Here is a 26,348-nt window from a genome sequence, read left to right as displayed (position 1 = left end):
GTCAGATTGCCCACCAGGTGCAGCTGTCCCCGGGCAGCACCGCCGACGCCTCGCCGACCGGCACCGGCGCGCTGGCCAGCAGCAGTTCCCCGGGCAGCGGGATCTCGGCGTCCTGGGCGCGGGTGTTGACGGTGCACAGCACCCCGGGACGACGGAACGCCAGGACGCCTTCGGGGGCCGGCTGCCACGCCATCTCCCCGTCGCCCAGGCCCGGCAGACGGCGGCGCAGTTCCAGCGCGCTGCGGTACAGCTCCAGGGTGGAGGCCGGGTCACCGGTCTGCGCCGCGACGCTCAGCCGGTCCCAGTCGGCGGGCTGCGGCAGCCAACTGCCACCCGGCCCGAAGCCGTACGGCGGCAGCTCGCCGGACCAGGGGAGCGGCACCCGGCAGCCGTCCCGGAAGCCGTCCTGGCCACTGGCGCCGGAACACCCGTCGGCCGCCTGCCCGTCGCCGCCGACCCGACCGCGGAAGAACGCCGGGTCCTGGCGCACCTCGGCGGGCAGGTCGGTGACCTCCGGCAGTCCCAGCTCCTCGCCCTGGTAGAGGTACGCGGATCCGGGCAGCGCGAGCATCAACAGGGTGGCGGCGCGGGCCCGGGCCAGGCCGCCGCCGAGGCGGGTGGTGTGCCGGACGACGTCGTGGTTGGAGAGCACCCAGGTGGTGGGCGCGCCGACGGCGACGGTGGCGGCCAGCGAGGAGTCGATGACCCCGCGCAGCGCCTCGGCGTCCCACGCGGTGTTCAGGAACTGGAAGTTGAACGCCTGGTGGAGCTCGTCCGGGCGGACGTAGAGGGCCAGCCGCTCGATGCTGGGGGCCCATGCCTCGGCGACGCCGATGACTTCCCTGCCGCAGTTCTCGCCGTAGCCGTCCAGCAGTCGGCGCCAGGCGCGGTGGATGGCGTGTACGCCGTCCTGGTCGAAGAAGGGCAGCACCTGACTGCCGATCAGCCTGGCCTGTTCGCCGTGCCCGATGTCGGGCAGGCCGGGTGTCTTGACCATGCCGTGCGCCACGTCGATCCGGAAGCCGTCCACGCCCAGGTCCAGCCAGAAGCGCAGGATGGCGGCGAACTCCTCGTGCACCTCGGGCCGTTCCCAGTCCAGGTCGGGCTGTTCGGGCGCGAAGAGGTGGAGGTACCAGTCGCCGCGGTCGGTGCGGGTCCAGGCCGGGCCGCCGAAGACCGACTCCCAGTCGTTGGGCGGGAGTTCGCCGTGGTCGCCCTTGCCGGAGCGGAAGACGTAGCGCTGCCGGGCCAGGTCCGGGTCCTGGAACCACGGGTGTCGGTCGGAGGTGTGGTTGGGGACGACGTCGACGATCACCCGCAGGTCCAGCGCGTGCGCGGCGCGGATCAGTTCGTCGGCGTCCTGGAGGTCGCCGAAGAGCGGGTCGACGGCGCGGTAGTCGGCGACGTCGTACCCGCCGTCGGCCTGCGGCGAGGCGTAGAACGGGGTGAGCCAGACGGCGTCCACGCCCAGCTCCTTGAGGTAGGGGAGTCGGTCGCGCACTCCGCGCAGATCGCCGATGCCGTCGCCGTCGCTGTCGGCGAAGGAGCGGACGTAGACCTGGTAGATGACGGCGTCGCGCCACCATCCCCGACCTCGGTCCGGTCCGGCGGCCTGGGGGGCGGGGCTGGGGGAAGTGAGCTCCTGGGTCATCTGCCGTCCCTGTCAGGTCATGAGGCGAAGGTGCTTCCACGGAGTCAACGCTCGGACGGGCGGCGGGTGACGGTGCGCCAGGGGCTCGGTGGGTCCCGTTCCGGCCATCACACCGCAACCTCTTCCAGATTTCTTGCAGAAAAATCTCGCAACATCTTTCGGTTTGTTTTCGGCGCTGTTACGTTCCAGACCGCCAACTGAGGCTTTCCCTAAGGAGTTCACATGCGGCGTGGCATACGTGGCGCTCTCGCCACCGCGCTGGTAGCGGGCCTGGCACTGGCGGCGACGGGATGCGGCAGCGGGGGTGACGGCGGCAGCGCGGCGGGCGGTGAACTGTCCGGAACCGTTACCTTCTGGGACACCTCCAACGACGCCGAGAAGGCCACCTACCGGAAGCTTGCGGAGGGTTTCCAGAAGGAACACCCCAAGGTCCACGTCTCCTATGTAAACGTCCCGTTCGGCGACGCCAACGCCAAGTTCAAGAACGCCGCGGGCGGCGGCGCGGGCGCCCCCGACGTGATGCGCACCGAGGTCGCCTGGGTCGCCGACTTCGCCAACCTCGGCTACCTCGCCCCGCTGGACGGCACCCCGGCCCTGGACAACACCGGCGACTACCTCCCGCAGGCCGTCGGCTCGACCAGGTTCGGCGGCAAGACCTACGCCGCGCCGCAGGTCATCGACACCCTCGCGCTCTTCTACAACAAGAAGCTCCTCAAGGACGCCGGCGTCCCGGTCCCCAAGACCGTCGCCGAACTCACCGCCGCCGCCCAGAAGATCAAGGCCAAGACCAGCGCCACCGCCCTCTACCTGCGCGGCGACGACCCCTACTGGTTCCTGCCCTACCTCTACGGCGAGGGCGGCGACATGGTCGACGCGGCCCACAAGAAGGTCACCATCGACAACGCCGCCGGCGTCCGCGCGTTCCGCACCCTCAAGCAGCTCGTCGACTCCAAGGCGGCCGTCACCGACGCCACCGACGGCCAGGAGAACCAGCTCAAGGCCCTCAAGGACGGCACCGCCGCGATGGCGATCGACGGCCCCTGGGATATCGAGGGCGCCCGCGCCGGCAAGGCGTTCCAGGACAAGGGCAACCTCGGCGTCGCCCCCGTCCCCGGCGGATCCGCCGCCCAGGGCTCCCCGCAGGGCGGCTGGGACCTCTCGGTCTACGCCGGCAGCAAGAACCTCCAGGCCGCCTACGCCTTCGTGAAGTACATGAGCTCCGCGAAGGTCCAACAGGAGACCACCGAGAAGCTCAGCCTGCTGCCCACCCGCAAGTCGGTCTACGACGTGCCGTCGGTCAAGCAGAACGAGATGGTCGCCTTCTTCAAGCCCGCCGTCGACGGCGCCGTCCAGCGCCCCTGGATCGCCGAGGGCAACTCGCTCTTCGAACCGCTCAAGGTCCAGATGAACAAGGTGCTCACCGGCGCCGCCACCCCCGAACAGGCCGCCAAGACCGTCGGGGACGCCTACCGGAAGCTGCTCAAGGACTACACGTGACGCTCACCGCCCGGATCCGCCGGGCGTTCGGCACCCACTGGTACGCCTGGACGATGACCGCCCCGGTCGTCCTCGTCATCGGCGTCATCATCGGTATCCCCCTCGTCCGCGGCGTCTACCTCTCGCTCACCGACGCCAACGAGGCCAATGTCGAGCGCTCGATCGGCATGAACCACATCCCCGCCACCTACCACTTCACGGGCCTGGACAACTACCGGGCGGTGCTGACCGACGGCGTCTTCTGGGACCGCCTGGGCTGGACCGTGCTGTGGACCGTCGGGTGCGTCTCCCTCACCTTCCTCACCGGCCTCGCCCTGGCCACCCTGCTCAACCGCCCGCTGCGCGGCCGCACCCTCTACCGCCTGGCGCTGATCCTGCCCTGGGCCATCCCCGCCTTCATCTCCGTCTTCACCTGGCGGATGCTCTACAACGAGAAGAACGGCATCCTCAACAAGCTGCTGACCGGCGGCGGCATCGACGCCGTGCCCTGGCTCAACGACCCGACCTGGGCCAAGCTCTCGGTCATCGCGGTCAACGTCTGGCTGGGCGTGCCCTTCATGCTCGTCGCGCTGCTCGGCGGGTTGCAGTCCATCCCTGGCGAGCTCTACGAGGCCGCCGAGATGGACGGCGCCGGCGCCTGGCAGCGCTTCCGCCACATCACCGTGCCCGGTCTGCGCGCGGTCAGCGGCACCGTGCTCCTGCTCTCCACCATCTGGACGTTCAACATGTTCCCGGTGATCTTCCTGCTCACCAGGGGCGGACCCGGCGACGCCACCGAGATCCTGGTGACCTACGCCTACCGGCTCTCCTTCGTCGACAGCCCCCGCAACTTCTCCGCCTCCGCCACCTGGGGCGTGGTCATCCTCGTCCTCCTCGCACTCGTCGCGGTCGGCTACCGCCGGGCGCTGCGCAAGCAGGGAGAGGTGTGGTGACCATGGCGCGCAAACGCTCCGAACGGCACTGGCTGGCCTCGGTCGGACTGCACCTGACCCTCTCGCTCGCCGCCGTCATCGCGGTCTTCCCGCCGCTGTGGCTGCTGGTGACCTCCTTCAAACCCAAGAACGACGCCTTCACCACCAGCCTCGTCACCCACTTCACCCTCGACAACTACACCCACGTCCTGACCGGTACCTCCTTCCTGACCTGGTTCGGGAACTCCGCGGTCGTCGTCGGCCTGACCACCCTCATCGGGGTCTTCACCGCCGCCACCACTGGCTACGCGGTCAGCCGCTTCCGCTTCCCCGGCATGCGGCCGCTGATGTGGCTGCTGCTGATCACCCAGATGTTCCCGGTCGCGGTGCTGATCGTCCCGCTCTACAACCTGCTCGCCTCCCTCGGTCTGCTCAACCAGCCCCTCGGTCTGGTCCTCACCTACCTCACCATCGCCGTCCCGTTCTGCGCCTGGATGATGAAGGGCTTCTTCGACACCATCCCGGTGGAGATCGACGAAGCGGGTCGGGTCGACGGCCTCAACCCCTTCGGCACCTTCTGGCGGTTGGTCCTCCCGCTCGCCCGCCCCGGCCTCGCCGTCACCGGCTTCTACACCTTCGTCACGGCCTGGGCCGAGGTCGCCTACGCCTCCGCCTTCATGACCGGCGAGGAGAACCTCACCCTCGCCGGCGGGCTACAGACCTTCGTCAACCAGTACAGCAGCGACTGGGGTTCGATGACCGCCGCCGCCGTGATCATCGCCGTACCGGCCGCGCTCGTCTTCGCCTTCGCCCAGCGCCACCTCGTCTCCGGACTGACCGCCGGCACCACCAAGGGATGACATGACCCGACAGCACAGCCCCACACCCGACACCGCCCCTTCCGGGCACTCCCACCCGGGGAGGAACACCTCCGTCGGGACGGCCGCTCCGGCCACCGACTGGTGGCGCGACGCCGTGATCTACCAGATCTACCCGCGCAGCTTCGCCGACGGCAACGGCGACGGCATGGGCGACCTGCCGGGCATCCGCAGCCGGCTCGGCCACCTGCGCGACCTGGGCGTGGACGCCGTCTGGCTGAGCCCCTTCTATGCCTCCCCGCAGGCCGACGCCGGCTACGACGTCGCCGACTACCGCGCCACCGACCCGCTCTTCGGCACCCTCGCGGACGCCGAGGCGGTGATCCGCGAGGCCCACCGCCAGGGTCTGCGCATCATCATCGACATCGTCCCCAACCACTGCTCCGACCAGCACGCGTGGTTCCGTCGCGCGGTGGCCGAGGGGCCCGGCTCGGTCCTGCGCGACCGCTTCCACTTCCGCAAGGGCCGGGGCGACAACGGCGAACTCCCGCCCAACGACTGGGAGTCCGTCTTCGGCGGCCCCGCCTGGACCCGCCTGCCCGACGGCGAGTGGTACCTCCATCTCTTCGCCCCCGAACAGCCCGACTTCAACTGGGACCACCCCGCCGTCCAGGACGAGTTCCGCTCGATCCTCCGTTTCTGGCTCGACCTGGGCATCGACGGCTTCCGCGTCGACGTCGCCCACGGCATGGTCAAGGCCCCCGGCCTCCCCGACATCGGCCACGGCGAACAGGCCCGCTTGATCGGCTCACAGGTCCTCCCCTTCTTCGACCAGGACGGCGTGCACGCCGTCTACCGCTCCTGGCGGACGATCCTCGACGAGTACCCCGGGGACCGGATCGGCGTCGCGGAAGCCTGGACCCCCACCGTCGAACGGCTCGCCCGCTACGTCCGCCCGGACGAGCTGCACCAGGGCTTCAACTTCCACTACCTGAGCACCGGGTGGGACGCCGCCGAACTCCGGACCACCATCGACGCCTCCCTCACCGCCCTGGGCCCCGTCGGCGCACCGGCCACCTGGGTCCTGTCCAACCACGACGTCGTCCGCCACCGCACCCGCCTCGGCGGCGGCCTGGACCGCGCCCGCGCCGCCACCTTGCTGATGCTGGCCCTGCCCGGCTCGGCCTACCTCTACCAGGGTGAGGAACTCGGCCTGCCCGAGGTCACCGACCTCCCCGACGAGGTCCGCCAGGACCCGTCCTTCTTCCGTGCCAACGGTCAGGAGGGCCTCCGGGACGGCTGCCGCGTACCGCTTCCCTGGGACGGCACCGCACCCCCGTACGGCTTCGGCGCCGGCGAGACCTGGCTGCCCCAGCCCGACGACTGGGCCGCGCTCACCGTGGCGGCCCAGACCGGCGACCCGACCTCCACGCTGGAGCTGTACCGCAGCGCCCTGGCGGTGCGCCGCACCCACCCCGGCCTCGGGGCGGGGGACACGGTGGAGTGGCTGGCGGCCCCCGACGACGTGCTGGTCTTCCGGCGACCCGGCGGTCTGCTCTGCACGGTGAACACCACGGCCGAACCCGTGCGACTGGCGCTGCCGCCCGTACGCCAACTCCTCTCCTCCCGCGCCCCGTTCGCATCCCCATCTCCATCTCCATCTCCATCCCCTGCGCCTTCCCCTTCGTCCTCCGCTTCGGCGTCTCCGTCCCTCTCCGCCGCCTGTCATCTGTCCAACGCCCCGCACGACGAGGCTGTTCCCGAAAATCGCGAAGTTTCTGAACTTCGTGAAATTCCCGCCGACACCACGATCTGGTGGGCAGAGTGACCCGTCCGGCATCGCGGCCCGCCCCGCGCCTCTCCGACATCGCCGCCCAGGCGCAGGTCAGCGAAGCGACTGCCAGCCGTGTCCTCAACGGTCGGGCGGGCGTGGCGGCGAGCACCCGTCAGCGGGTGCTCGCCGCGCTCGACCTCCTCGGCTACGAACGCCCGGTCCGGCTGCGACGGCGGAGCGCCGGACTGGTCGGCCTGGTCATCCCGGAGCTGACCAACCCGATCTTCCCGGCCTTCGCCCAGATCATCGAGCAGTCCCTGGCCGGCCACGGCTACACACCGGTCCTGTGCACCCAGATGCCGGGCGGCGCCACCGAGGACGAACTCGTCGAGCAACTGGAGGAACGCGGCGTCACCGGCATCGTCTTCCTGTCCGGCCTGCACGCCGACACCGCCGCCGACCCCTCCCGCTACACCCGCCTCACCTCACGGCGCGTGCCCTACGTCCTGATCAACGGCTACAACGAGCGGGTCGACGCGCCCTGCGTCTCGCCCGACGACCGTGCCGCGGCCCGGATGGCCGTGCGCCACCTCGCCGAACTGGGCCACGAGCGCATCGGACTGGCCGTCGGACCCGTCCGCTACGTGCCCTCCCGGCGCAAGGCGGAGGGTTTCGTGGCGGCCCTGGAGGAGTCGTTCGGCCTGTCGAGGGGGCAGGCCGAACGGCGCGTCCAGCACACCCTGTTCAGCGTCGAGGGCGGCCACGCCGCGGCCGCCGCCCTACTTGACGACGGCTGTACGGGCATCGTCTGCGGCAGCGATCTGATGGCGCTGGGCGTGGTGCGCGCGGCCCGGCAGCGGGGGATCGACGTCCCCGGCCGGCTCTCCGTCGTCGGCTTCGACGACTCCCCGCTGATCGCCTTCACCGCCCCGCCGCTGACCACGGTGCGGCAACCGGTCCAGGCGATGGCGACCGCGGCGGTGGGCGCGCTGATCGAGGAGATCCAGGGAAATCCCGTCCAGCGCACCGAGTTCGTCTTCCAACCGGAGTTGGTGGTGCGCGGATCTACCGGCCCTGGTGGGCGGCGTACGTGACGAACGCCGCCCAGGACGCCGCCGGCACCGCGAGCTGCGGCCCGTCCTTGTCCTTGGAGTCCCGGAGGTGAACGGTGGCGGGGCAGGCGGCGATTTCTATGCAGTCGCCGGAATCGCCACTGCTGTAGCTGGACTTGCGCCAGGTGAGGGCGACTTCTACGCAGTCGTCGCCCGAGCTGCCGCTGTAGCTGCTCTTGAACCAGGCCAGTTCGGGGGTGGTCGTCATAGCGCTTCTCGCATCCTCGTCAGCAGACCCCGGGTGTCTTCGGGGGTGAGAGCCTGCGAAAGCAGTTTCGCATAGCGCATGTGGAGCGTGCTGATCGTCTGCGGGTCCGAAATGAACTGGCTGCTCTCCTGCCCTTCGCAGTAGCCGAACCACTGGTTGTCCGGGGTCTCCAGGAGCCGCATCGGTCCGTCCATCCCAGGGTGAATTCCACGCTCCAATGGCATGACTTGGACATCCACGTTCCGCAGGGTCATGCACTCCAGTACGTGATCGATCAGCCCCCGAACGGTGCCAGGACCGCCGGTGGGCCGCCGGAAGACATGCTCGTCGATGACGAAGCTGAACGCCGTGTTCGGCCGGTCCCGCAGGAGTCTCTGGCGCTCCAGACGGGCTGCTACCTGGATCTCGACCTCCTCCTCGGACAACAGCGGGAGGCGGTTCTCGAACAGCGTCCGCGCATACGCCTCCGTCTGTAACAGCCCGGGAACCAACCGGCATTCATACGTGTAGAGGCTGATCGCCGTCTTCTCCAGCTCCGCCCACTCCCGGAACCACCGGGCGAGTCCAGGCTGCCTCGACAGCCGTTTCGCCGCTTTCCGCAGCACCCCGTTCGCCCCGAGCGCCTCCTCCGAGCGGTCGATGAACTTCTTCGACGGCAGGCGCCGGCCCTGCTCGACGGAGCCGATGTAGTGCGCCGAGTACCGGACCACCGGTGCCAGGGCCTCCTGCGTGAATCCCGCGTTCTCGCGGAACCCCTGATAGACGGCGCCGAAGGTCCGCAGGCTGCCGGACGGTTCGGGTTTGCCACCGTCGTAGGTGTCGGTGTTGCTGTCTTCCATTTCGGGTGCTCCCGGTCACTGGTACTGGCCCCGCAAGTCACCCATGGTTACGGGCCGTTACCCGACCCGTCCACGTACCGGACTCGTACAGTTCCCGGGGTACGGGCCCAGTCCGTGGTGTACGGGTCCTCTGACCAGCACCGTTGCCCCCATGCCAGCCCAAGTAGCAGCCCCCGTACACATGTTCACGCAGCGTTTCAGTGCCACTCGGCGCGGGGCGCGTCTCGCGCGGTATCTCGCCGTTCAGCAACTCGATGTGTGGGGCTTCCCGTACGGCGGCGAGGTCTCGGACACCGCCGCCGCCATCGTCGGCGAACTCGCCGCGAACGCGGCCACCCATGGCCGGGTACCCGGCCGGGACTTCGAGCTGTTGCTGGCGAAACTTCCCGGCTCGGGCCGGTCGCGCACCCTGCGGATCGAGGTCGCCGACACGCGGACGGAGCGGCGTCCACCGGGTCCGGACGCGCTCGTACCCCCGCCGTCCGACTCCGAGACCGGCCGCGGGCTGATCCTCGTCACCGCGCTCGCCACCCGCTGGACCGTCCTGGACCGGCCCTCGGTGGGCAAGATCGTCCGAGCGGATCTGGACCTCTCCGACGGCTGACCGTCCTCAGGCCGCCGGGCGGCGCGCGTGGAAGACGCCCCAGCGCAGCAGGCCCCGGCGGGTGATGTCGGCCCAGAGGGGAAGGTTGGTCAGCAGTTCGTCGAGGTAGGCCGGGCTGATGACGTCGCGGAGCTCGGCCGCGCGTCGGCGGACCTCCTCGTCGAGGCGCGCGTAGTGGGTGGCGATGTCCCCGGTGCGGTCCTCGAAGTCGATGTCCTTGAGGCCGAGTTCGGACAGTCGCTCCAGGTAGGAGGTCGGCGTGGCCGGGGTCTCGATGCCCAGGCGGGAGAACGCGGGCCGCACCGCCTCCGCGGGTGACTCCTCGCCCACCATGATGTCGGAGAAGACCAGCGCCCCGCCCGGTTTCAGTACGCGTACCGCCTCGCCCAGCGCGCCCTCCCGGTCCGCCACATGGCACAGGACCTCCAGGGACCAGACGACGTCGAACCGCTCGGCCTCGTAGGGCAGGTCGTTGAGGGAGCCGGTGACGACCTCGATCAGGCCGTTCAGTCCGCGTCGGGCGTTGGTCGCGCGGTGGCGCCGGTTGTGCTCCTCACTGAGGTCGAGGGCCATCACGCGGCAGCCGAAGCGTGCGGCGAGCGCGCGGGCCGAACCGCCGTATCCGGAGCCGAGGTCGAGCACCGTGGCGTGCGGGCCGAGCAGGTCCGCGGCCTTGTCGGCGGCGTGCTCGACGGTGCGGTGCGAGGCGACCGCGATCGCCTCGTGCGGATGGGGGTAGAGGCCGATGTGGATGTCCTCGCCGCCCCAGACGGCGTCGTAGAAGGCGTCGACGTCGCCGGTGTCGTAGTAGTCGCGGGTCGTGTCGTCGTGGTGCGGTGTGCTGCCGGTGGCGTTCTCGGGGTTGTTGATCATGGTGGGGGGATTCCCCGCGCCGGTACGGGTGATGCGCACTGCGCATCGGTGCGGGCGACTATGCACCAACCCGCTGTCGCATGGCGGTCGGTCCGACCGGCCGGGCGCGTGGGACCACCGCACGGTGGACCTCCGGCCGGCCGGACCGACTCGCCTGGGAACGTAACACCGTTGCAATCTCTTGCGAAAGGTCTTGCAGCAATCCTCCGTCGCGACTACAACCAGGGGCCATGCCCTCCACCGCACACCGCGTCCGCCGCCGGATCGCCGCCGCCCTAGCCCTGTTGGCCGGCGCCGCCGCGCTGGCCCTCCCGCCGCAACCCCGGGCCCAGGCCGCCCCACCCGGCGACCAGGCCAAGGCCGAGGCCCAGTGGATCGACCGCACCACCGTGGTCTGGAAGGGCGCCCAACTCGCCGACGCACAACTGGAGTTCGGTGAACCCGGAGCCCCTACAGGGCACGCCGCGGGCCGCATCCGCCTCACCCCCGGCACCCTCACCCCCGCCGAACGGGCCGCCTACCCGCACCTGACCGGCTACCCGGCGTTCACCGTCGACCCCCGCGACCGCGCCCTGGCCCCCACCGCCCTACGGGAGCGGCTGATCGCCACCCAGCGCACCGCCGGCGGGCCGCGCACCACCGGAGTGCAGATCCCCGGCGTCCTCGACGACCTCTACGGCACCCGCGCCCAACACGCCGCCCTGGGGCCGGTGTTCCACGACGGCCGCCCCACCCTCGCCGTCTGGGCGCCCACCGCCCGCACCGTCACCCTCGAACTGGCCGGCCGCCACGTCCCGATGCGCCGGGACGACACGACCGGGGTGTGGAGCGCACGGGGCGGCCGGGACTGGACCGGGAAGCCGTACCGCTATCTGGTCACCGTCTGGGCACCGAGCGCTGGCCGGACCGTCACCAACGCGGTGACCGACCCGTACGCCACCGCCCTGACCGCCAACTCGGCCCGCAGCCTCGTCGTCGACCTCGCCGACCCCAAGCTCGCCCCCAAGGGCTGGGCGACGCTGCGCAAGCCCGCTCCGGTGCCACTGCGCCGGGCCCGCATCCAGGAGCTGCACATCCGCGACTTCTCCATCGAGGACCGCTCCTCGCACCACCCCGGCCAGTACCTCGCCTTCACCGACACCGACTCCGCCGGGATGCGCCACCTGAAGGCCCTGGCCGCGGCCGGCACCTCCCACGTCCACCTGCTGCCGGCCTTCGACTTCTCCTCCGTCCCCGAACGCCGCGCCGACCAGCAGCGTCCTGACTGCGACCTGTCCGCCCTGCCCGCCGACTCCGAGCGCCAGCAGGAGTGCGTGGCCAGGACGGCCGACCGGGACGGCTACAACTGGGGCTACGACCCGCTGCACTACACCGTCCCCGAAGGCTCCTACGCCTCCGACCCCGCGGGAACCGCCCGGACCGTCGAATTCCGCCGCATGGTGCAGGGCCTCAACGGCATCGGCCTGCGCACCGTCATGGACGTCGTCTACAACCACACCGCCGCCGCCGGGCAGGGCGACCCGCACTCCGTCCTCGACCGCATCGTGCCCGGCTACTACCACCGCCTGCTCGACGACGGCGCCGTCGCCACCTCCACCTGCTGCGCGGGCACCGCACCCGAACACACCATGATGGGCAGGCTCGTCGTCGACTCCGTGGTCACCTGGGCCAAGCAGTACAAGGTCGACGGCTTCCGCTTCGACCTCATGGGCCACCACCCCAAGGCCAACATCCTCGCCGTCCGCAAGGCCCTCGACGCCCTCACCCCGGCCCGGGACGGCGTCGACGGCAAATCGGTGATCCTCTACGGAGAGGGCTGGAACTTCGGCGAGGCCGCCAACGACGCCCGCTTCGTCCAGGCCACCCAGCGCAACATGGCCGGCACCGGCATCGCCACCTTCAGCGACCGGGCCCGTGACGCGGTCCGCGGCGGCAGCCCCTTCGACGCCGACCCCCGCATCCAGGGCTTCGCCTCCGGCCTGTACACCGCCCCGAACTCCGCACCGGGCAACGGAAATCCAGCCGCCCAGCGCACCCGCCTCCTCCACTACCAGGACCTCATCAAGGTCGGCCTCACCGGCAACCTCGCCGACTACGCCTTCACCGACACCACGGGCCGACGCGTCACGGGCGCCCAGATCGACTACAACGGCGCCCCCGCCGGCTATGCCGCCGCCCCCGGTGACGCCCTGGCCTACGTCGACGCGCACGACAACGAAACCCTCTACGACGCCCTGGCCTACAAGCTGCCGCCAGGCACCTCCGCCGCCGACCGCGCCCGGATGCAGGTCGTCGCGCTGGCGACCGCCGCCCTCTCACAGGGCCCGGCGCTCTCCCAGGCCGGCTCCGACCTCCTACGCTCCAAGTCCCTCGACCGCAACTCCTTCAACAGCGGCGACTGGTTCAACGCCCTGCACTGGGCCTGCATCGACGCCACCCGGGGCGGTACGGCCGACAACGGCTTCGGCCGCGGACTTCCCCCGGCCGCCGACAACAAGGACAAGTGGCCCTACGCCAAGCCCCTGTTGGCCGACCCGGCCCTCCGTCCGGACTGCGCCACCCAGAACGCGGCCTCGGCCGCCTACCGCGACCTCCTGCGCATCCACGCCACCGAACCGGCCTTCGGCCTGGCGACCGCCGCCGCCGTCCAGTCCGCCCTCTCCTTCCCCCTCTCCGGCCCGGACGAGACCCCCGGCGTCCTCACCATGCGCCTGGCCGACCTCGTCATCGTCTTCAACGCCACCCCACAACGACAGGCCCAGACCGTCCCGGCACTCACCGGCCGGCCCTACGCCCTCCACCCCCTCCAGGCCCACGGCGCCGACCCCACCACCGCGACCGCCACCTACGACCCGGCCTCGGGCACCTTCACCGTCCCGCCGCGCACCGTCGCCGTCTTCCGCCGCGGCTGACCCGGGGGCCGGGGGTCGGGGAAGGGAGCGGGGGAGTGGGGTGGGAAGGCCCCCGCCTACCCCACCCGCTTCTCCAACAACGTCACGCCGTACCGGCTGCCCCCGTTCCCCTCCTTGAACGGCTGCTCTCCCACAACCGCATAGCCCGTCCCCTCGTAATACGTCCGCAGCCGCGGATTGCTCGTCATGCAGTCGAGGCGCGCCCAGGCCCGCCCCGACTCCGCGATCCGCTGCTCGGACCGGGCCAGCATCGCCCGCCCGGTCCCGGCCGGTGCGCACGAGCGGTCCACCATCAGCCGGTGCACATATCCCGCCACCGGCGGCTGCGGACCCCACGCCGGTTCGTCGTCCCACCACAGCTCGAAGCCGCCGACGACCCGCCCGGCTACCTCCGCCAGCCAGACCTCCCCCTCCTTGATCCGCAGCCGGAAGTGCTCCTCGTCCTTGCCCCCGGGCTTCCACTGGTCGATGCCGTGCTCCACCATCCAGCGGGCCGCCGCGTCATGTATGCCGACCAGAACAGCCGGGTCGTCCCCCGCCTCGGCCAGCCGATAAGTGATCTCGTCCATGGCCGGATTCTGCCGCAGCCCTGCCCCCCTTCCCGTCACCCCCCTTCCCGTCACCCCCCTCCCGTCATCCCCTTCCCGTCATCCCTCTGCTCCCTCTTCTCCTCAGCCTTCCTCGCAGCGCAGGACGGCGCTGAACGGGCCTATGCCACCGCGGTAGTTCACCGGGCCGGTCCAGCCGATGGCACTGAGCACATCCGCGCCGCGGGCCACCGGCACCAGCCCCAGCCGGGGACTTCCCAGCTCCCCGAAGTCGATCAGCGCCTCCGCCAGCACGGCGGCGGACTCGTCCGGATCGACCTGAGGGTCCCGCCACGTACGAGGCTCGGCGGCCGTCCCGCGCACGGTGTCGAGGACGAGCTCACCCTCCGGAAGCGCCAGCCCCAGCGAACCGCCGCTCGGATCCTCCGTGATCGCGAGCAGCGGACCGACCGGCGCCGCAGATGAATTCGCTGTCATACCAACGACGTTAGAGCAGGGGTCTGACAATCCACCCCGACCATGATCGACGCGGGAGCCACTCCCCGAAGCGTCCTCCGTGGCGATCCCCGAAGCGCTCCCTGAAGCACTTCCTGAAGCGCTTCCTGAAGCACTTCCCGAAGCGCCCCCCCGAGGAGATGCTCCCCCAAGGGAAAGCGGGTCCGGCTCAACCCGGCCCCGGCCGCCCACCGGCATCACACCGGCTGCGGGAGCTCCAACAACCGCCCCACCAGATCCGCGAACATCCCGTCCGCGGGCTCGTCCGCCAGCATCCGGCGCACCACCTGCGCCATCCGCTCGTCGTACGCGGCGCTGACCGCCGCCAGGGCCGCGAAGTCGTGCACCAGCTGCCGTTCCAGCTCGACGCGCGGTATCCGCCGTCCGTCCAGCCACAGCAGCGCCGTGGTCTCGGCGAGCGAGACCCAGGAACGGACCACCAACTCCAGCCGCGGCGAGGGGTCCTGGACGTCCAGATGGGCGACGATCTGTGTGAACGCGGCCTGCCGTACGCCGTCGATCAGCGCGCCGGTACGGGTCGAGCCGATCGCCGGCCCGCCGCGCATCAACGCCGAGAATCCGGGCCCGTGCTCGTCCACGAAGTCGAAGAACCGCTGCATGACGCGCAACAGCCGGGCGCCGAGCGGGCCTTCGTGCGGCTCGACGAACCGGGCCGTCAACTCGTCCGCGGCCCGCCGCAGCGCCGCCTCGTAGAGCTGCTGCTTGCCCGGGAAGTAGTGGTAGACCAGCGGCCGCGATATGCCGGCCGCCTCGGCGATCTCGTCGATCGAGACGTCTTCCGGGGAGCGGTGGCTGAAGAGGTCGAGCGCAACGGCGATCAACTGCTCCCGCCGCTCCTCGACCCCCATCCTGCGACGTGCCCCGGTGGTCATGCGTCCACCCTAACGACCGGCTGCACGGCGGCACCACCGCCCGAACCTCCCCGGCGGCCTACCCGCCGGCCTTCCCCCTGCCTCCTCTCCTGTCTTCGCCCGTGCCTCCACTCCTGCCTTGGCCCGTGCCTCCTCTCCTGCCTCTCCTCCTCACCCGCCCACCCCCCGAAGGGGGGTGGGCGGCGGGGAAAACCAGAAGCCCGGGTCGACCGCAGGGAAAACCCAAGGGGCGACCACCTCCCACCAGCGCCCAAAGGAGAACACCCCCACCGGCCCCCAGGGAGAACACCCCACCGGCCCTCAGGGGGGACACCTGCACCGGCCCCCAAGCGAGAACACTCCACCGGCCTCAAGGGTTGAACGCCAACGCCAACGCCAACGCCAACGCCAACGCCAACGCCAACGCCAACGCCAATGCCAATGCCAACGTCAACGTCAACGTCAACGTCAACGCCACGCCCTCGTCCGCCGCCCCGGACTCAGAGGTCCAGCACCAGCCCCGTCCCCCGCTTCGCCCGGGACACACAGATCAGCAGCGAGTCCACGCGTTCCGCGTCCGTCAGGAGTTCGTCGCGGTGCTCCACCTCGCCGGCCAGGACCCGCTGCTGGCAGGTGCCGCAGAAGCCCTCCTCGCAGGAGTACGGCAGGTCCGGCAGCGCCTGTTCGCGGAGGGCGCGCAGCACACTGATGCCGGCCGGGACCGTCACCGTACGGCCGGTCCGGCACAGTTCCACCTCGAACGCCACGTCCTCGAAGGCCACGTCCTCGGTCGGCGCCTCCCCTGACCCCAGCACGTCCCCCGCCGCTGCGAACCGCTCGGTGTACAGGGTCAGCCCCTCCGGCCCGTCGGGCAGCAGGTCGGCCACAGCGTTCATCAGCGCCTCGGGACCGCAGCAGTACACGGCGGCGTGCGGGGGCGCGTCGGCGAGCGCCGCGGCCAGATCAGGCCGCCCGTCCTTGTCCTCCGCGACCACGGTCAGCCGTCCGCCACCGGCCCCCTGGGTGCCACCGCCACCGGCCCCCGGCGCACCACCGCTGCCGCCGGGCTGGACGCCGCCCCCGGCCCCGGCCCCGGCCCCGGCCCCGGCCAGTTTCTCGACCTCCTCCAGGAACGGCATCGAAGCGCGCGAGCGCCCCGCGTACAGCAGCCGCCACGGCACCCCCTCCGCCTCGGCCTGCCGCACCATCGGGAGGATCGGGGTGATGCCGATGCCGCCCGCGATGAAGAGGTAGGCGTGGCAGTCCTCCAGGGGGAAGCGGTTGCGGGGACCGCGCACCTCGACGGTCAGGCCCGCGCGGAGCCCCTCGTGCACCTCCCGCGAACCGCCCCGACCGTCCTCGATCAGCCGGACCGCGAGGGTGTACGACCCGCCGTCCGCCCGTACGGCGTCGGCCGGTTCGCCGCACAGCGAGTACTGCCGCACGGTGCCCGAGGGCAGTACGAGATCGAGGTGCGCGCCTGGTTCCCAGTCGGGGAGCCGCTCACCCTCCAGGCGGACGGCCACCACCCCTTCGGCCACCTCCGTCCGCTCGGCCACCCGTAGGTGCAGCGGGGCCGGGCGCCCCTGCTCCGAGCCCGGTGTCAGGTGTGTCAGGTCGCGTTCACGGCTGGTCGCCCAGGCCCTTTCCCGGGCCGCCGCCCGGCCCCTTCCGGATATCGGCTGTTCCAGCGCGGGCAGCGGCCACAGCGGCGACCGCCGGATCCGTCGCCGCAGCGCCCGCCGGACCACCAGGGCGGTCCCGGCGACCGCCAGCACGGTACGGAGCCGCGGCAGGCCCGTGAGGGACGGGCCACCGAGGCCGGCGGGCTGGGGGACACGGTCAGGCGCGGACATCTCAGGCTCCTCCGGAGGTGGCAGCGGCGGCGGTCGCGGCGGGCGAACGGTCGAGGTAGGCGAGGGCCTGCTCGGTGCTGCCGTGCTGCGAGGGGTGGTAGGCGCGGCTCAGGTACTGGGGGATGGAGCGCGCTATCGCCCCGGTAGTGGGCAGGACACCCTGCCGTCCGCCCCGTACGAAGTCCTTCACGGCGGCCTTCCCGCCCACGAGCGTCGGGTCGTTCTCCATGAAGAACCGGGTGCCGCGCTGCCACAGGAACACCAGCGCGGAGAAGGCCGTTGCCCAAGTACGCACCCGTCGCCGGTAGCCGCCGTCCAGATGAACGAAGAGGTCGAACGCCACCGAGCGGTGCTCGACCTCCTCCGCGCCGTGCCAGCGCAGCAGGTCGAGCATGGTCGGATCGGCCCCCTTGGCGTCGAGCTCCTGGGCGTTGAGCACCCAGTCGCCCAAGAAGGCCGTGTAGTGCTCGATGGCGGCGATCATCGCCACCCGCTCCCGCAGCCACCACTCCCGGGCCCGCCCCGGCGGCAGCGTCCGGTCGCCCAGCAGCTTCTCGAAGAGCCAGTCGACCTGCGCGGTGTACGGGGTCGGGTCCAGGCCCTGCTCCTTGAGGTGCGGCAGGACGTCGTCGTGCGCCTGCGAGTGCATGGCCTCCTGGCCGATGAACCCGATGACGTCCGCGCGCAGTTCGGGGTCGCGGATATAGGGCAGCGCCTGCTTGTAGACGTGCACGAACCAGCGCTCGCCGGCCGGCAGCAGCAGGTGCAGGACGTTGATCGTGTGGGTGCTGGACGGATCGCCGGGGATCCAGTGCAGAGGGGTGTCCGCCCAGTCGAAGGCCACGTTGCGGGCCTTCAGCGGGGTGTGCTCGGACGCGACCGGCTGGGGCCGCAACGAGGCCGTATTAGACATGGCGTCAATGTACTGGCGGGTAAGGAATGTCGATACCCCCCGGACGCCGAAAGACGAGGAAACGGGAGAGGGAGAAAACACCAGAGGGAGAGGACGAGAAAGGGGGAGCGGAAGGGACAAGAGGAGGAGACGAGAGGCGCCGGTGGGCGAAGCTACTGGCCGGCCGCACCGGCCGCACCAGCCGCACCGGCCGCACCGGTGCGCCCGATGCCGCCGCCGGCGCCCCGGCTCAGCGCAGTGCGCGCATCTTCTTGCCGCCGGCCAGTTCGCCCTTCAGGTCGGCATGGGCGCCCGCCGTCGCGGGGACCGTCAGCAGCCGGCCGGACGTCCGCCCCTGCACCCCGCCGCTCGCGCTGATCGACGTGACCTGTTCGCTGCCCGCCGCCAGTAGCCACCACCGGCCGCCGGTGCTCTTCCACAGCACGCCCGACAGCACCCGGGGCGCCCGCGGGCCGCAGGCGGTACCGCCGTCCGCGCGGGCGGTCACCGCACCCGCCGCGTACGGCTGCCCGCTCGGCGGCGGCGCCTGGAACTGCACCATCGTCCGACTGCCCGCCCCGCGCCAGGTCTCCGCCCGGGTGCACAACCAGGCCGCGACGCCCGTGCCCCCGGGGAGCGCCTGCTGGGCGAACCGCCAGGTGTTCACCGCCCGCACGCCCTGCGAACGCACCGCGGGCAACTGGCAGGCGGTCCGCGCCCAGGCCGTCCGGCCCTCCGGCCCCGACACCGAGCCCGGCGTATCCGGCGGCCCGTAGGTGAGCCGGGCGGGGGACAACTCCCCGAGGTCGGTCAGCAGCTCGCCGTCGGACCGCCCGCCCGGCACCCCGCCGGGCTGCCCGTCCAGATGGCCGCCGACCCGGAGGGCGGGCCAGCCGGTGCAGTTCTCCTCGGCGCGCGGCGCCGGAACGGGCGCGGTCAGGCCACCGGCGCCGACGGCGACCGGCTGGCCCGTCGCGTCCGGCTTCAGCAGGTCCACCAGCCGCACCGACGTCACCCAAGGGGCAGCCAGATAGCGGACGTTGCCCTCGGTGCGGCCCACCACCAGGATGCTCGCCGCATCCGCCATCGCGCCGTCCGTCCGCGCGAAGTCCAAGGTCGCCCCCGTGCCGTCGGCCCGCCCCTGGCCGTCGGTGGGCTCGGCGTACCGCACCACCCGTAGCCCGTCGTGGAAGAGCGCCACCACGGCGTGGTCCACCACGCCCGCGAAGAGGAGTTGGGGCGGCCCGGCCGCGGGGCCGGTGGGCGTGCCGGGCGTCGCGGTGACCGGCACCCGGGCGCCGGGCCGGGCCCACACCGCCAACGCCCGCCGGAGCAGCGCCTTGTCGCCGGTCCGGTCGCCGCGGGCCGGCCAGGCCGAGAAGTCCGGCCGGGCCGCGGTCTTCCAGGCGGTCGCCGAGGACACCGTCAGCCGGCCCGGGTCCAGGGCCGCCTCGGCCGCGGCATTACGGGCGTACGGCGGGGCCGCGGCGCCGTCCGGGCCCCACCCCTCGCCCGGCAGGCCCAGCAGCGCCCCGCACACCAGCACCGCGGCGCCGGCCGCCAGCGCCGCCCGGCCGTGCTGACGGCGCCGGATCAGGTCCGTCGGGCGGGCCTGAAGGGCGCACGGGTCGAACTCCACCGACTCCAGCAGCGCCCGATCCCGGCTCCCGGCCGGCAGCGCCGCCCGGTCCGCCTCGGCCAGTGCCTCCTGGGTGTCGGCGACCCCCGCGGCCTCCAGCACCCGCCGGGTCTCCTGGAGCGAGAGTCGCTCCAGGTCGCGCAGTACGAACGCCGCCCGGGCCGGCCCGGAGAGCGTCGACAGGGCCTGGTCCAGAGCGAGTTCGTCGGCGCCGCCGGAGCGCGGGAACAGCCGCAGGCCCCAGACCTGGGGGAGTGGTGCCGGCGGCTGCCACCGGCGCCGCCCGGCAGTCAGTGCCGCCCGTAGTACCCGCAGCCGGATCAGGGCGTAACCGGGGTCGACGGCCGGATCCCCGCCGCGCTGCGCGGGCAATACGGCCCCGGGGCCGGCCCGCCGGGGCAGGGCCCGCTGCACCACGGCGTGGGCGGCCAGCACCCGCCGGCCGCGGCTGGGCCCCGGTGGCAGCACCAGATAGGCCAGCCGGGCCAGCCGGGGGTAGTGCTCGACCAGGGCCGCCTCGGCCTGCTCGACATCGATGTGCTCACCCCCGTCGGCGTGCCCGACGGGGGAGGTGCGGTCCGGGCGCGGGGTTGCCGCCTGCTGCTGCTCCACATTCCGTGGAACGAGTGAATCCTGTGATGGTCACCGGGTGGCCGGCCGACCCGGACGGGTGACCGCACCCCGCGCGGGCCCGATGGCGGGGTCAGGCCGGCTCGTGACGGTCCAGGTCGAACTCCCCGTCCCGGGCGCCCAGGACGAACGCCCGCCACTCCGCCTCGGTGTAGCGCAGGACGACGTCGGGGTCGGTGGAGTTGCGCATCGCCACCGCGCCGCGCTCCAGGAAGGCGATCTCCACCGCCTCCGCGTCGGGGTCACCGGGCGGGCGCTGCCAGGTGACGTCGGAGATGTCGAGGCCGTAGAGCCATTCCTTGTCGGCTGCGGTGCCCATGTCTGCTCCCCTTGCTCGCGTGCAGTGCCGGTCAGCGTACGCGGCGCTCCGTACACCTTCCAGCGGCGGAACCCGGCGGTCCGCGGTGCCCGTCGCGGGAGTTGGCAACGCACGGCGGCCGGTGAAGGGGAGGCGTGCCCCTCGGTTCGCCGCGCCAATTGGCCGAAACTCGCCGCACTGGCGGCGACCGTAGGCGGTGTCCGCTCGGCGGCGCGTAGCGGGTCCGTGAGCGGGACGTCGCCGGGGCACGCTCCTTGTGTGCGGACTCCTCGTGAAGTCCCCTGCGGGGGAGTGGAGTTGACGCCAGGGCCAGCGTCAGGGCCAGCGCCAGCGCCGGCACGGGCACCGGCATCAACGGGGTCATGTCGTCGCGGCGACCGCAAGCGGAGGGCAGCCCCTCTGTGCCCCTCTACGGGGCCGGTCAGCCGCGGTCCAGATAGGCCAGGACCGCCAGCACCCGGCGATTGTCGTCGTCCGACGGCGGCAGTGCCAGCTTCCCGAAGATGTTGGAGGTGTGCTTGGCGACCGCCCGCTCCGTGATCACCAGCCGGGCCGCGATCGCCGCGTTGGACCGACCCTGCGCCACCAACTCCATCACCTCCACCTCGCGCGGTGTCAGCTTCGCCATCGGCCGGTCCCGGGCGCGCCGGGACAGCAGCTGCGAGATGACCTGCGGATCCATCGCGGTCCCCCCGGACGCCACCCGGCGCACCGCGTCGACGAACTGCTCCGCGTCGAAGACCCGGTCCTTGAGCAGATAGCCCACCCCGCCGCTGCCGTCCGCCAGCAACTCCCGGGCGTACAACTGCTCCACGTGCTGCGACAGCACCAGCACCGGCAGCCCCGGTCGGGCCTTGCGGGCGTGCAGCGCGCACTGCAACCCCTCGTCGGTGAACGACGGCGGCAGCCGGACGTCCACCACCGCCACATCCGGTTCCAGTTCGGCCAGCGCCCGGCTCAGCTCGGGCCCCGAAGCCACCGCCGCCACGATCTCGAAGTCGAACGCCTCCAACATCCGGACCAGCCCGTCCCTCAGCAGGAAGAGGTCTTCGGCGATCACTACGCGCACGGGATCTCCATCGTCACCAGCGTCGGGCCGCCCGCGGGAGAGCTGACAGCGAGGACGCCGTCGAATGTACCGAGCCGGCGCTCCACCCCCCGCAGCCCGGACCCTTCCGTGCCACCACCGGCCGCCGCGGGACGCACCCCGGCGCCGCCCCGCCCGTTGTCGCACACCGTGACCAGCAGCCGCCCGTCGACGTGCCGGACGTCCACCTCGACCCGGTCCGCCCCGGAGTGCTTGGCGGCGTTCGTCAGCAGCTCGCTGACCGCGAAGTACGCCGCCGACTCCACCGGTGCCGCCAGCCGTCGCGGCAGCTCCACCGTCACCTCCACCGGGATCTCCGTCCGTAGGGCCAGCGCCCGCACCGCGTCCCCCAGGCCGCGTTCGGCCAGTACCGGCGGGTGGATCCCGCGCACCAGGTCACGGAGTTCGGTGAGGGCCTCCGCGGACGACGCCCGGGCCCGGCCCACCATCTCCTTGGCGCGCGCCGGATCCTTCTCGATCAGCGCCTCGATCGTGCCCAGGCTCATCCCCATCGCCACCAGCCGGGCCTGCGCCCCGTCGTGCAGATCGCGCTCGATCCGGCGCAGCTCGGCCGCGGAGACGTCCACCGCGTCGTGCCGGGTCTCGGTCAGCCGCGCCACCCGGGCCGCCAGCTCCGCCTTCGGCGGGGTCAGGAACGCCGCCGCCAACTGGAAGTGCGCCCGCAGCAGCGCCGGGTTGGCGCGCCACGCCAGTGCCAACAGCCCCGCGCCGAGCACCGGCGCGAGCGCCAGCAGCACCGGGTGGTCGGTGGTCAGCGACCCGAACCCGAGAAGTTCGCTGCCCAGCCCGGTCAGCCCTTGCGCCACCGGCAGCAGCACGAACCCGATGCCGTAGGCCAGCAGCGACGACGGCACCAGGGCAATCGCCAGACCCGCCGTCAGATCGACCAGCAGCCACAGCAGTTCGCGCCAGGTCGCCGGGTCCCGGAGCAGCACCGCACAGCGCCGCCACTGACCCACCGGCCCGCGCCGCAGCCCCGGAGGGAACGAGCGGTACCCGGCTGGGATCCGCACCCCGGTCTGCTCGTACGCCCACACCCGCCGCAGATCGGCGTAGCCGCGGGCCCACGACAGCACCAGCGGCGTGGTCAGGATCCCCACGCCGATGACCATGAACGCCATCGACAGCAGGATCAGCACCAACAGGACGACCGACCCCGCCTCCACCGCCACCGCCAGCGCCAGCCCCCTCGCCGCGGCGACCAGTGTTCTGCGGACCCTCATCCGTACGCTCCCTGGGCTTCACGCGACCGGACCTCGGGCGCGGGGACAGTCTGCCGCGTAGGAGAACGCCAGGTCATTGGGTTGCGCACCCCTGAGGGGGTGTACCCAGCACCACCTACGGAGGCTCTGATGAGCACGGCACCCACCACGACCCGCAAAGCGGGCACCCCGGACACCCCCGCCCCCGGTGCGAGCACCGGCTCCACCGGAGCGGCCGCCGCCGCACAGCCCGCGGCCCCGGCCGCCGCCCCCGACTACACCGCACTGATCGCCGACACCCCCGCCCTGGTCCGGGCCGCCCAGCGGCTGCGCCACCAGGTCTTCGGCGACGAGTTGGGCGCCACCCTCGACAGCCCGCTCCCCGGCCACGACATCGACCCGGTCGACGACCTCGCCGACCACCTCGTCGTCGTCCACACCGCCACCGGCGCCGTCGTCGGCACCTACCGGCTGCTGCCCCCTGGACGCAGTCAACGCCTCTACTCCGACGGCGAGTTCGACCTCACCGCCCTCGACGCGGTGCGCCCCGCCCTCATCGAGGCCGGCCGCTCCTGCGTCCACCCCGACCACCGCAACGGCGCCGTCATCAACCAGATGTGGGCGGCCCTGGCCCGCTACACCCTGCTCTCCGGCCACCGCTACCTCGCCGGTTGCGCCTCCGTACCGCTCGCCGACGGGGGCACCGCCGCCGCCCACGCCTGGGCGCTGGCCCGCACCCGCTACACCGGTCCGCCCGCGTTCCTGGTCGCCCCGCGCCGCCCCTGGCACCCCACCGCCCCGCTGCCCGAGCGGCCCGCCCTCGCCCAACTGCCCCCGCTGCTGCGCGGCTACCTCCGCATCGGCGCCTGGATTTGCGGCGCGCCCGCCCACGACCCGGACTTCGGCGTCGCCGACTTCTTCACCGTCCTGGACATCGAGCGGCTCGGCGACCGCTACCGCCGCTTCTTCCTGGGGGAGCGGTGAACGGCCCCTTCGACGTCCGCGCGGTCTGCACCCCGCACTGCGCCGCGCACACCGCCCGGCCCGTCCCGCTCCCCGGAACGGCCCGCCGCGCCGCCGCGTTCACCGGCGCGGTGGGCCGCGCCCTGACTGCCGGCCCGCACCTGGCGGACCCGGTACGACTCAGGGCGCACGCCCGGGCGTTGCTGGCGGCGCTGGCGGTCGGACTGGAAGTCCGCGGGGCGGGCACGGCGGGCCGGCTGTCGGTGCCCGGGCCGGGCGAGCGCGCCCCTGCCGCGGACCGCGTCCCGGGCACCCTGATCGTCCTCAACCACGTCTCGTGGCTGGACATCGTCGCCCTGCTCGCCGTCGAACCCGCCGTCCTGCTCGCCAAGCGCGAGGTCGGCCACTGGCCGCTCGTCGGCGGCCTGGCCCGCCGCGCCGGTACGCACTTCATCGACCGCACCAGCCCCCGCCAACTCCCGCGCACCGTACGGGAGCTGTCCGCGCTCCTGCTCGCCGGCCGCTCGGTGGCGGTCTTCCCCCAGGCCACCACCTGGTGCACCGCCGACCAGGGCGGCTTCCGCCGGGCCACCTTCCAGGCCGCACTGGACGCGGGCGCCCCCGTCCGCCCGGTCACCGTCGACTACGCGCAGCAGGGCCGCCCCACCACGGTGGCCGCCTTCTGTGGCGCCGACACCTTCGCCGCGTCACTGCGCCGGGTGGTCACCGCCCGCGGGCTGACCGCACGGTTCACCGTCCATCCGGCGCTGCCGACGGCCGGCCGCGGCCTGGACCGTCGCACCCTGGCGGCCGCCGCCGAGCGGATGGTGCTCGGCGGCGGGCGAGCGGCGCTCGACGCCGGCCAGGTGCCGGACCTGACTGGTCAGGTGCCGGACCTGACCGGCCAGGTGCCCGACCGGTCCGGTCAGGCGCTCGGCACGTACTTGTAGCCGACCCGGCGGACGGTGACGATCGATCCGCGGTACTCGACGCCCAGCTTCCGCCGCAGCCGGGCGACATGGACGTCGACCGTGCGGCCGTCGCCCACGTGTCCGTAGCCCCACACCGTGGTCACCAACTGGTCGCGGGTGTGCACCCGGTGCGGATGCGCGACCAGATGGGCCAGCAGCTCGAATTCGAGGTACGTCAGGTCCAGCTGCCGACCCTGGACGTGCACGGTCCGCTGCTCGGGGTCGATCCGGACGGTCCGGTCGCCGGTCCGTGCCTCCGCGGCGGGCCCGGCGGGCGGCTGCGGCGCAGCGGGGGCCTGCTCGGCCGGCACCAGGACGAGGTAGCCGACCATCGGCGGCTGACCGGGCAGGGCGGGCAGGCTGTGCTGCGGCGCCGGGAGCCAGGTCGCACCGGAGTGCAGCAACTCGGCGACCTGCTGGGCACTGTGGCGCGGAGCGCCGCCAACGGGGGCGGTGGCGGGTGGGAGGAGGGCTTCGTCGGGTGCGACGGCGCGCAGCCGGTGACGATGGGGCGGTTGCGGCACGGCGGCCGTGGCGGAACCGGCAGGAACGGTACGGAGATTGGTCATCGAACGTCAGCTCTTTCGCGCAGGGGACCGTCGGGGGACGTCATGCGCGCGGGCAGGGCTGGGGACACCGGTCAGCGGCGTCGGAGAGGGGAGGTGCGGGCCCGCGCTCAGTGCGCGCGGCAACACAGACGGTCGAAAGCGTGCGCCTGCCGGGACGGCCAGAACGGCTCAAGGTCGCTGCGACCCGTCGCGGTATCAGTAAGGCTGGCCATGGCCCTATTGAACCAGACAGCCATAGATCTGTCTTTCACACCGTCCCCCGTGGTGACGCGATCCCGCCGCGCGCCGGCCCCGCGGTCCGCTGCGCCGGTGACGGGCCGGCCCCGACTGCCGGTGCCCGTACCGGAGTTGTGGACCGGACCGGTCCGGCGGCGCGCCGTCCGGTGGCCGGAATTCGCCCTCGGACGGGTATCCCGGCGGCCCCCATGGCCACCCCGAGCACCAGCGCCGTCAGATGCCCGGCGTCGGTGAACGTCCGGCCGCGGCGGACCACCGGCACCGCGCCCAGCGCCAGCAGCCCGCCGGTCGCCGCCGCCCGCGCGCCCCGGTGCGGCAGCGACGCGGCCAGCGCGCCGAGGGTGGCGTAGAAGCCGTAGCTCGCTCCGACGTCGATGGCGTGCGCGGTGCCGCCGGTCCCGCCGGGCGCCTCGGATATCTGCGGTGTGGTGGCGGCCCGCCGGGCCCCCGGGCGCGCCCGCAGACCGGCGTAGACCAGCAGGCTGGCGCCGAGGTGCCCGGCCGCGAAGACCGCCGCCGCGCGCCCGGCGCCCCACCGCGCCTCGGCCGTCCCGAGCGTCGCCAGCAGCGCGGCACCGTACGCCGCCGGCAGCGGCTCCTCCACGAAGGCCGCGCTGGTGGCCAGCGTGCTCCACCGGCCGGCGCGCAGATTGGCCACATTGGTGGAGTGCGCCCGGAGCAGCTCGGTGCGGCGCGGCCCCGGCAGCCGGGCGGTGGCACACGCCCCGAGGTGCAACGCCCCCACGTACAACGGCGCCACCCAGGGCGGCAATCCGCGCCGCGGACCGCTCCGCACCCGGTGTCCCCCTGTGGTTCCGCGCATCCCCGTGCCCCCTCCTCGTCGTCGC

General features: G+C 72.6%; 24 protein-coding genes. 9 read left to right on the top strand and 15 right to left on the bottom strand.

Annotated features, from left to right (window positions below; translation table 11 throughout):
- Window position 1: 1 nt before the first annotated feature.
- Window positions 2–1,651, bottom strand: coding sequence for a glycoside hydrolase family 13 protein (locus ACO0M4_RS38955; RefSeq protein WP_430375875.1), 1,650 nt, complete (start codon window positions 1,649–1,651; stop codon window positions 2–4).
- A 222-nt stretch (window positions 1,652–1,873) separates the two neighbouring features.
- On the opposite strand from ACO0M4_RS38955, the gene ACO0M4_RS38950 reads away from it, so the two are divergent.
- From ACO0M4_RS38950 to ACO0M4_RS38930, 5 genes are read left to right on the top strand one after another with little or no spacing between them, the layout of a single operon-like run.
- The gene (locus tag ACO0M4_RS38950; protein WP_430375873.1) at window positions 1,874–3,148 is read left to right on the top strand and encodes an extracellular solute-binding protein; all 1,275 of its coding nucleotides are present in this window, start codon (window positions 1,874–1,876) and stop codon (window positions 3,146–3,148) included.
- Window positions 3,145–4,080: a carbohydrate ABC transporter permease gene (locus tag ACO0M4_RS38945; RefSeq protein WP_430375871.1), complete on the top strand. Its 936-nt coding sequence runs from the start codon at window positions 3,145–3,147 to the stop codon at window positions 4,078–4,080. The genes ACO0M4_RS38950 and ACO0M4_RS38945 overlap by 4 nt, the downstream gene beginning before the upstream one ends.
- A gap of 2 nt (window positions 4,081–4,082) precedes the next feature.
- Window positions 4,083–4,919 (top strand): sugar ABC transporter permease, encoded by an 837-nt coding sequence (locus ACO0M4_RS38940; protein ID WP_430375869.1) that lies wholly within the window; start codon window positions 4,083–4,085, stop codon window positions 4,917–4,919.
- Window position 4,920: 1 nt separating this feature from the next.
- Window positions 4,921–6,705 carry a glycoside hydrolase family 13 protein gene (locus tag ACO0M4_RS38935; RefSeq protein WP_430375867.1) on the top strand — a complete coding sequence of 595 codons (1,785 nt, stop codon included), beginning with the start codon at window positions 4,921–4,923 and terminating at the stop codon, window positions 6,703–6,705.
- A complete protein-coding gene (locus tag ACO0M4_RS38930; protein ID WP_430375865.1) occupies window positions 6,693–7,745 on the top strand; it encodes a LacI family DNA-binding transcriptional regulator in 1,053 nt (350 codons plus the stop codon). Before ACO0M4_RS38935 ends, ACO0M4_RS38930 begins: the two co-directional genes overlap by 13 nt.
- On the opposite strand, the gene ACO0M4_RS38925 is transcribed toward ACO0M4_RS38930, so the two are convergent.
- Entirely contained in the window at window positions 7,717–7,971 is a 255-nt protein-coding gene (locus tag ACO0M4_RS38925) for a DUF397 domain-containing protein (RefSeq protein ID WP_430375863.1), read from the bottom strand. The two genes, ACO0M4_RS38930 and ACO0M4_RS38925, sit on opposite strands and share 29 nt — an antisense overlap.
- Complete coding sequence (locus tag ACO0M4_RS38920; RefSeq protein ID WP_430375861.1) at window positions 7,968–8,810, bottom strand: helix-turn-helix domain-containing protein; 843 nt, start codon at window positions 8,808–8,810, stop codon at window positions 7,968–7,970. The genes ACO0M4_RS38925 and ACO0M4_RS38920 overlap by 4 nt, the downstream gene beginning before the upstream one ends.
- Window positions 8,811–8,961: 151 nt before the next feature.
- On the opposite strand from ACO0M4_RS38920, the gene ACO0M4_RS38915 reads away from it, so the two are divergent.
- On the top strand, window positions 8,962–9,414 hold the full coding sequence (locus ACO0M4_RS38915) for an ATP-binding protein (protein WP_430375860.1): 453 nt from the start codon (window positions 8,962–8,964) through the stop codon (window positions 9,412–9,414).
- Window positions 9,415–9,420: 6 nt separating this feature from the next.
- On the opposite strand, the gene ACO0M4_RS38910 is transcribed toward ACO0M4_RS38915, so the two are convergent.
- Window positions 9,421–10,287 carry an SAM-dependent methyltransferase gene (locus tag ACO0M4_RS38910; protein WP_430375859.1) on the bottom strand — a complete coding sequence of 289 codons (867 nt, stop codon included), beginning with the start codon at window positions 10,285–10,287 and terminating at the stop codon, window positions 9,421–9,423.
- Between the two features lie 284 nt (window positions 10,288–10,571).
- Between ACO0M4_RS38910 and pulA the strand changes: the two genes are divergently transcribed.
- Complete coding sequence (gene pulA, locus ACO0M4_RS38905; protein ID WP_430376064.1) at window positions 10,572–13,199, top strand: pullulanase-type alpha-1,6-glucosidase; 2,628 nt, start codon at window positions 10,572–10,574, stop codon at window positions 13,197–13,199.
- Between the two features lie 56 nt (window positions 13,200–13,255).
- Here pulA and ACO0M4_RS38900 read toward each other — a convergent pair whose 3' ends face one another.
- The 9 genes from ACO0M4_RS38900 to ACO0M4_RS38860 all read right to left on the bottom strand — a co-directional run bounded on the left by ACO0M4_RS38900 (window position 13,256) and on the right by ACO0M4_RS38860 (window position 22,781).
- A complete protein-coding gene (locus ACO0M4_RS38900; RefSeq protein WP_430375858.1) occupies window positions 13,256–13,768 on the bottom strand; it encodes an N-acetyltransferase family protein in 513 nt (170 codons plus the stop codon).
- A 102-nt stretch (window positions 13,769–13,870) separates the two neighbouring features.
- A complete protein-coding gene (locus ACO0M4_RS38895) occupies window positions 13,871–14,224 on the bottom strand; it encodes a hypothetical protein (protein ID WP_430375857.1) in 354 nt (117 codons plus the stop codon).
- A gap of 215 nt (window positions 14,225–14,439) precedes the next feature.
- Window positions 14,440–15,135 carry a TetR/AcrR family transcriptional regulator gene (locus ACO0M4_RS38890; RefSeq protein WP_430375856.1) on the bottom strand — a complete coding sequence of 232 codons (696 nt, stop codon included), beginning with the start codon at window positions 15,133–15,135 and terminating at the stop codon, window positions 14,440–14,442.
- A 479-nt stretch (window positions 15,136–15,614) separates the two neighbouring features.
- Entirely contained in the window at window positions 15,615–16,970 is a 1,356-nt protein-coding gene (locus ACO0M4_RS38885; protein WP_430375855.1) for a PDR/VanB family oxidoreductase, read from the bottom strand.
- A gap of 1 nt (window position 16,971) precedes the next feature.
- Window positions 16,972–17,883 (bottom strand): metal-dependent hydrolase, encoded by a 912-nt coding sequence (locus ACO0M4_RS38880; RefSeq protein WP_430375854.1) that lies wholly within the window; start codon window positions 17,881–17,883, stop codon window positions 16,972–16,974.
- Between the two features lie 229 nt (window positions 17,884–18,112).
- On the bottom strand, window positions 18,113–20,113 hold the full coding sequence (locus ACO0M4_RS38875) for an RNA polymerase sigma factor (RefSeq protein ID WP_430375853.1): 2,001 nt from the start codon (window positions 20,111–20,113) through the stop codon (window positions 18,113–18,115).
- Window positions 20,114–20,204: 91 nt separating this feature from the next.
- On the bottom strand, window positions 20,205–20,450 hold the full coding sequence (locus ACO0M4_RS38870) for a DUF397 domain-containing protein (protein ID WP_430375852.1): 246 nt from the start codon (window positions 20,448–20,450) through the stop codon (window positions 20,205–20,207).
- A gap of 421 nt (window positions 20,451–20,871) precedes the next feature.
- Window positions 20,872–21,519, bottom strand: a complete 648-nt coding sequence (locus ACO0M4_RS38865; protein WP_390021594.1) for a response regulator transcription factor — start codon at window positions 21,517–21,519, stop codon at window positions 20,872–20,874.
- Window positions 21,510–22,781 carry a sensor histidine kinase gene (locus tag ACO0M4_RS38860; RefSeq protein WP_430375851.1) on the bottom strand — a complete coding sequence of 424 codons (1,272 nt, stop codon included), beginning with the start codon at window positions 22,779–22,781 and terminating at the stop codon, window positions 21,510–21,512. Before ACO0M4_RS38860 ends, ACO0M4_RS38865 begins: the two co-directional genes overlap by 10 nt.
- Window positions 22,782–22,910: 129 nt before the next feature.
- On the opposite strand from ACO0M4_RS38860, the gene ACO0M4_RS38855 reads away from it, so the two are divergent.
- Together ACO0M4_RS38855 and ACO0M4_RS38850 are read left to right on the top strand one after the other, a co-directional pair.
- Window positions 22,911–23,744, top strand: coding sequence for a GNAT family N-acetyltransferase (locus ACO0M4_RS38855; protein ID WP_430375850.1), 834 nt, complete (start codon window positions 22,911–22,913; stop codon window positions 23,742–23,744).
- Window positions 23,741–24,673 (top strand): lysophospholipid acyltransferase family protein, encoded by a 933-nt coding sequence (locus ACO0M4_RS38850; RefSeq protein ID WP_430375849.1) that lies wholly within the window; start codon window positions 23,741–23,743, stop codon window positions 24,671–24,673. The genes ACO0M4_RS38855 and ACO0M4_RS38850 overlap by 4 nt, the downstream gene beginning before the upstream one ends.
- On the opposite strand, the gene ACO0M4_RS38845 is transcribed toward ACO0M4_RS38850, so the two are convergent.
- Window positions 24,649–25,263, bottom strand: coding sequence for a winged helix-turn-helix domain-containing protein (locus ACO0M4_RS38845; RefSeq protein ID WP_430375848.1), 615 nt, complete (start codon window positions 25,261–25,263; stop codon window positions 24,649–24,651). The two genes, ACO0M4_RS38850 and ACO0M4_RS38845, sit on opposite strands and share 25 nt — an antisense overlap.
- 247 nt (window positions 25,264–25,510) lie before the next feature.
- Window positions 25,511–26,323, bottom strand: coding sequence for a rhomboid-like protein (locus ACO0M4_RS38840; protein WP_430375847.1), 813 nt, complete (start codon window positions 26,321–26,323; stop codon window positions 25,511–25,513).
- Window positions 26,324–26,348 lie beyond the last annotated feature (25 nt).

Source organism: Streptomyces sp. RGM 3693 (assembly GCF_050471125.1).
Lineage (GTDB): Bacteria > Actinomycetota > Actinomycetes > Streptomycetales > Streptomycetaceae > Streptomyces.
The sequence above is the reverse complement of the archived record's forward strand: the minus strand, read 5'-3'. Positions and strand labels throughout refer to the sequence as shown.

Bases quoted from the DNA above. Each gene is read 5' to 3' on its own strand.
- ACO0M4_RS38955 (WP_430375875.1), bottom strand. From the start codon at position 1,651: ATGACCCAGGAGCTCACTTCCCCCAGCCCCGCCCCCCAGGCCGCCGGA.
- ACO0M4_RS38950 (WP_430375873.1), top strand. From the start codon at position 1,874: ATGCGGCGTGGCATACGTGGCGCTCTCGCCACCGCGCTGGTAGCGGGC.
- ACO0M4_RS38940 (WP_430375869.1), top strand. From the start codon at position 4,083: ATGGCGCGCAAACGCTCCGAACGGCACTGGCTGGCCTCGGTCGGACTG.
- ACO0M4_RS38935 (WP_430375867.1), top strand. From the start codon at position 4,921: ATGACCCGACAGCACAGCCCCACACCCGACACCGCCCCTTCCGGGCAC.
- ACO0M4_RS38925 (WP_430375863.1), bottom strand. From the start codon at position 7,971: ATGACGACCACCCCCGAACTGGCCTGGTTCAAGAGCAGCTACAGCGGC.
- ACO0M4_RS38920 (WP_430375861.1), bottom strand. From the start codon at position 8,810: ATGGAAGACAGCAACACCGACACCTACGACGGTGGCAAACCCGAACCG.
- ACO0M4_RS38915 (WP_430375860.1), top strand. From the start codon at position 8,962: ATGCCAGCCCAAGTAGCAGCCCCCGTACACATGTTCACGCAGCGTTTC.
- ACO0M4_RS38910 (WP_430375859.1), bottom strand. From the start codon at position 10,287: ATGATCAACAACCCCGAGAACGCCACCGGCAGCACACCGCACCACGAC.
- ACO0M4_RS38900 (WP_430375858.1), bottom strand. From the start codon at position 13,768: ATGGACGAGATCACTTATCGGCTGGCCGAGGCGGGGGACGACCCGGCT.
- ACO0M4_RS38895 (WP_430375857.1), bottom strand. From the start codon at position 14,224: ATGACAGCGAATTCATCTGCGGCGCCGGTCGGTCCGCTGCTCGCGATC.
- ACO0M4_RS38890 (WP_430375856.1), bottom strand. From the start codon at position 15,135: ATGACCACCGGGGCACGTCGCAGGATGGGGGTCGAGGAGCGGCGGGAG.
- ACO0M4_RS38885 (WP_430375855.1), bottom strand. From the start codon at position 16,970: ATGTCCGCGCCTGACCGTGTCCCCCAGCCCGCCGGCCTCGGTGGCCCG.
- ACO0M4_RS38880 (WP_430375854.1), bottom strand. From the start codon at position 17,883: ATGTCTAATACGGCCTCGTTGCGGCCCCAGCCGGTCGCGTCCGAGCAC.
- ACO0M4_RS38870 (WP_430375852.1), bottom strand. From the start codon at position 20,450: ATGGGCACCGCAGCCGACAAGGAATGGCTCTACGGCCTCGACATCTCC.
- ACO0M4_RS38860 (WP_430375851.1), bottom strand. From the start codon at position 22,781: ATGAGGGTCCGCAGAACACTGGTCGCCGCGGCGAGGGGGCTGGCGCTG.
- ACO0M4_RS38855 (WP_430375850.1), top strand. From the start codon at position 22,911: ATGAGCACGGCACCCACCACGACCCGCAAAGCGGGCACCCCGGACACC.
- ACO0M4_RS38845 (WP_430375848.1), bottom strand. From the start codon at position 25,263: ATGACCAATCTCCGTACCGTTCCTGCCGGTTCCGCCACGGCCGCCGTG.
- ACO0M4_RS38840 (WP_430375847.1), bottom strand. From the start codon at position 26,323: ATGCGCGGAACCACAGGGGGACACCGGGTGCGGAGCGGTCCGCGGCGC.